The sequence below is a fragment of the Flavobacterium sp. genome, from assembly GCF_044371705.1.
Lineage (GTDB): Bacteria > Bacteroidota > Bacteroidia > Flavobacteriales > Flavobacteriaceae > Flavobacterium.
This window is the reverse complement of record NZ_JBILTE010000240.1, coordinates 1-3,374: the sequence shown is the minus strand read 5'-3', so window position 1 is coordinate 3,374 and position 3,374 is coordinate 1. Positions and strand designations below refer to the sequence as shown.

At 36.0% G+C, this 3,374-nt stretch carries 3 protein-coding genes; 2 read left to right on the top strand and 1 reads right to left on the bottom strand.

The genetic code is table 11. From position 1 onward, the window contains the following. Nucleotides 1–361, bottom strand: a 361-nt coding sequence (locus ACIQ2S_RS12290) for a hypothetical protein (protein WP_396176409.1), incomplete at its 3' end; no start/stop codon positions are given. A 145-nt stretch (nt 362–506) separates the two neighbouring features. On the opposite strand from ACIQ2S_RS12290, the gene argS reads away from it, so the two are divergent. Both argS and ACIQ2S_RS12280 read left to right on the top strand, forming a co-directional pair. Continuing rightward, nucleotides 507–2,285: an arginine--tRNA ligase gene (gene argS, locus ACIQ2S_RS12285; RefSeq protein WP_396176407.1), complete on the top strand. Its 1,779-nt coding sequence runs from the start codon at nt 507–509 to the stop codon at nt 2,283–2,285. Nucleotides 2,286–2,336: 51 nt separating this feature from the next. Next, nucleotides 2,337–3,374: hypothetical protein (locus ACIQ2S_RS12280; RefSeq protein ID WP_396176405.1), on the top strand; the 1,038-nt coding region annotated here is incomplete at its 3' end.

Sequence of the window (3,374 nt, the reverse complement as noted above, 5' to 3'; positions counted from 1 at the left end):
AATCTACATAACGATAAATATTGTCTTTTAAATAAACTATATAATCCTCAAAAATATAATATTCAACTTCGTAATTTTCTCCATACTTCACGGCATATCCTGTAACAGGTACTGTTTTATATTTGTATTTGGAGTACCAATAACCGTCTTTCTTAATATAAGTTCTTTTGACTTTGTTATAAGCATAAATAACTTCAAGCTCGATTTTATCTGCTGTTTTGCTTATTAACTTTACACAATGGTCATTCTTTTCTATGGGGTCAATAAACTCCATCGTTTTATAGTCGAATGTTCTGTAATAGTGTGCATCATCGCATGATACAAAACTTGTAATAATGAATAGTAAAAATAATTTTTTCATCCGTTATAATTTACGTTCAAAAATAGTCACTTTTTTTAGTTTAAAATCCTCTAAAAAATCTCCTTTTTTCTTTGCAAATATTATCCAATCTCTGTTGTTCGCTTTTGTGAGAATCAGTATCTTTGCACGCTTAAAATAAATACTGATGAACGTACAAAAAATCCTTACGCCGCACATCCTTCAAGCAATCGACCAATTGTTTGGGGTTTCTATTGACAAAATAGAATTTCAGGCAACCCGTAGGGATTTTGAAGGCGATTGTACGGTGGTTATTTTTCCTTTATTGAAAGTTATTAAAGGAAACCCAATGGATATTGGAAACAAAATAGGAAACTATTTAGTTGCAAATGTTGCTGATGTAGCAAAATTCAATGTGGTATCCGGGTTTTTAAACTTAGTTATTTCAGATGCGTATTATGTGAATTTTTTCAATGAAATCAAAGAAAATACTTCTTTTGGATTTGTTGAAACAGCTACTAACGCCAAAGCGGTGATGGTGGAGTATTCTTCACCAAATACAAATAAGCCCCTGCATTTGGGTCATATTCGAAACAATTTATTGGGTTATTCGGTGGCTGAGATCATCAAAGCTTCGGGTAAGAAAGTCTATAAAACACAAATCATCAACGACCGTGGGATTCATATCTGTAAGTCTATGTTGGCTTGGCAGAAATCCGGAAAAGGCGAAACACCTGAAAATACCGGTTTAAAAGGCGATAAATTAGTTGGGAATTACTATGTAGCTTTTGACAAACAATACAAAGCAGAAATCAGCGAGCTAATGGCTCAAGGTCAAACCGAAGATGAAGCCAAAAAGAACGCACCCATCATTTTAGAAGCCCAACAAATGCTTTTGGATTGGGAAGCCGGAAAACCGGAAGTTATGGAACTTTGGAAAACCATGAATCAATGGGTGTATGACGGTTTTGAGTCAACTTATAAAAATTTAGGGGTCAATTTTGACAGTTATTATTACGAAAGTAACACCTATCTTTTAGGTAAGGAAGTCGTGCAATTTGGTTTGGAGAAAGGCATTTTTGAGAAAGACCCGGATGGTTCGGTTTGGATTGATTTAACCACAGACGGGTTGGATCGAAAAATCGTTTTGCGTTCGGATGGAACGGCTGTTTATATGACACAAGATATCGGAACCGCTATTCAACGGGTAAAAGATTTTCCGGATGTTGGAGGGATGGTGTATACCGTTGGGAATGAGCAGGATTATCACTTCAAGGTGTTGTTTTTGATTTTGAAAAAACTTGGATTTGATTGGGCTGAAAATTTATATCATTTGTCGTACGGTATGGTTGAATTGCCTTCCGGGAAGATGAAATCGCGTGAAGGAACAGTTGTAGATGCTGATGATTTGATGGCAGAAATGACGGAAACTGCTGCGAAAATTTCACAAGAATTAGGTAAGTTAGAGGGCTATTCAGAGGAAGAAAAGCAAAAATTATATACCATCATTGGCTTAGGAGCCTTGAAGTATTTTATGCTGAAAGTAGATCCAAAAAAATCGATGCTTTTCAATCCCGAGGAGTCCGTTGATTTCGCCGGAAACACGGGTCCGTTTATTCAATATACCTATGCTAGAATCCAATCTATTTTGCGTAAAGCAGATTTCAGTTACTCGGAATCAGTAGCATTGCAAACTTTACATCCAAAAGAGAAAGAATTATTGAAATTATTAGAGACGTATCCGGAAATTATCCAAAATGCAGCACAGCAACACAGTCCCGCTTTGGTGGCAAACTATACCTATGAATTGGTAAAGGAATACAATTCGTTTTATCAATCGGTTCCTATTTTACCGGAGCAGGATTTGGATTTAAAAAAATTCAGAGTCCAATTGTCGCAAAAAGTAGGGGAGACTATTAAATCGGCCTTTTCATTATTGGGAATTGAAGTCCCAGAACGCATGTAATTCTAACGATACGTGAGCACAAAAGTCTCTTATTTTATACAAACTTTTGCCGTGATTTTCATCGCGGCAGTCTGTTTTTTGTTGTTCAAAGAGTTTTTACCCAAACGACTATTTTCGGAAGTAACTGTTGCCAAAGAAAATGTTGTGATTGACAGTTTGTTATTGGAATCATTTGAAACGGCAAGTGCTGTGCCTTCCATAGATACTTTTGCCAAAAAGGAAATCGTTTTCAATCCAACGGATGGGATTGTTTTTCCAACAGAAACCTATGAAACGTATAACGGTTATCAATTTCTGATTCCATTTTATGAAAAGTTGTATCAATTAGAAACAACTACTACAGGAAATGTGCGAATTGCCTATTTTGGGGATTCCATGACCGATGGTGATTTAATTGTACAAGATTTGCGTAAACAAATGCAATCGAAATTTGGTGGGAATGGGGTAGGTTTTGTCTCTGTTTCCTCAGAATCGGCTGCTTCTCGAAGTTCAATTACGCACCAATATTCACCCAATTGGAAAAAAGTTTCCTATGTGAATGTGAAACGTCCGGAAAAACCATTTGGCGTGAACGGGCATGTGTTTTTTGCAAACGATACTGTTTACAATCCATGGGTACGATTTAAAGCAGGTCCCTTAAAAAACGCTAATCAATTAAATAATCCGACATTATTTTACGGAAGTTCTTCCAATAAAGAAGGAAAAGTAATTGTTCGAATAGACAAAGATTCGATTGCCTATACCTTGCATCCGGAACGCAAACTCAACACACTTTCATTAAATTCTTCAGCAGTAAAAAGTTTTAAAGCTGAGTTTTCAAAAGCAGATTCCATTCCTATTTATGGATTTAATTTTGATGATGGGAAAGGTGTACATGTAGATAATTTTTCAAGCAGGGGAAATTCCGGTTTACCCATTTCTTTATTTAATCCCGATGTAATGCATCAGTTTCAAGAGAAATTGGGTTACGACTTAATTATTTTACATTTTGGTACCAATGTTTTGAATTACGGAACGTATTCCTACGATTGGTATGAAAAACGAATGACTCGTGTGGTGAATCACATCAAAGAGTGTTTTCCGGGTGTG

Excerpts from the sequence above, each read along its gene's own strand:
- argS (WP_396176407.1), top strand. The coding sequence starts at position 507 with ATGAACGTACAAAAAATCCTTACGCCGCACATCCTTCAAGCAATCGAC.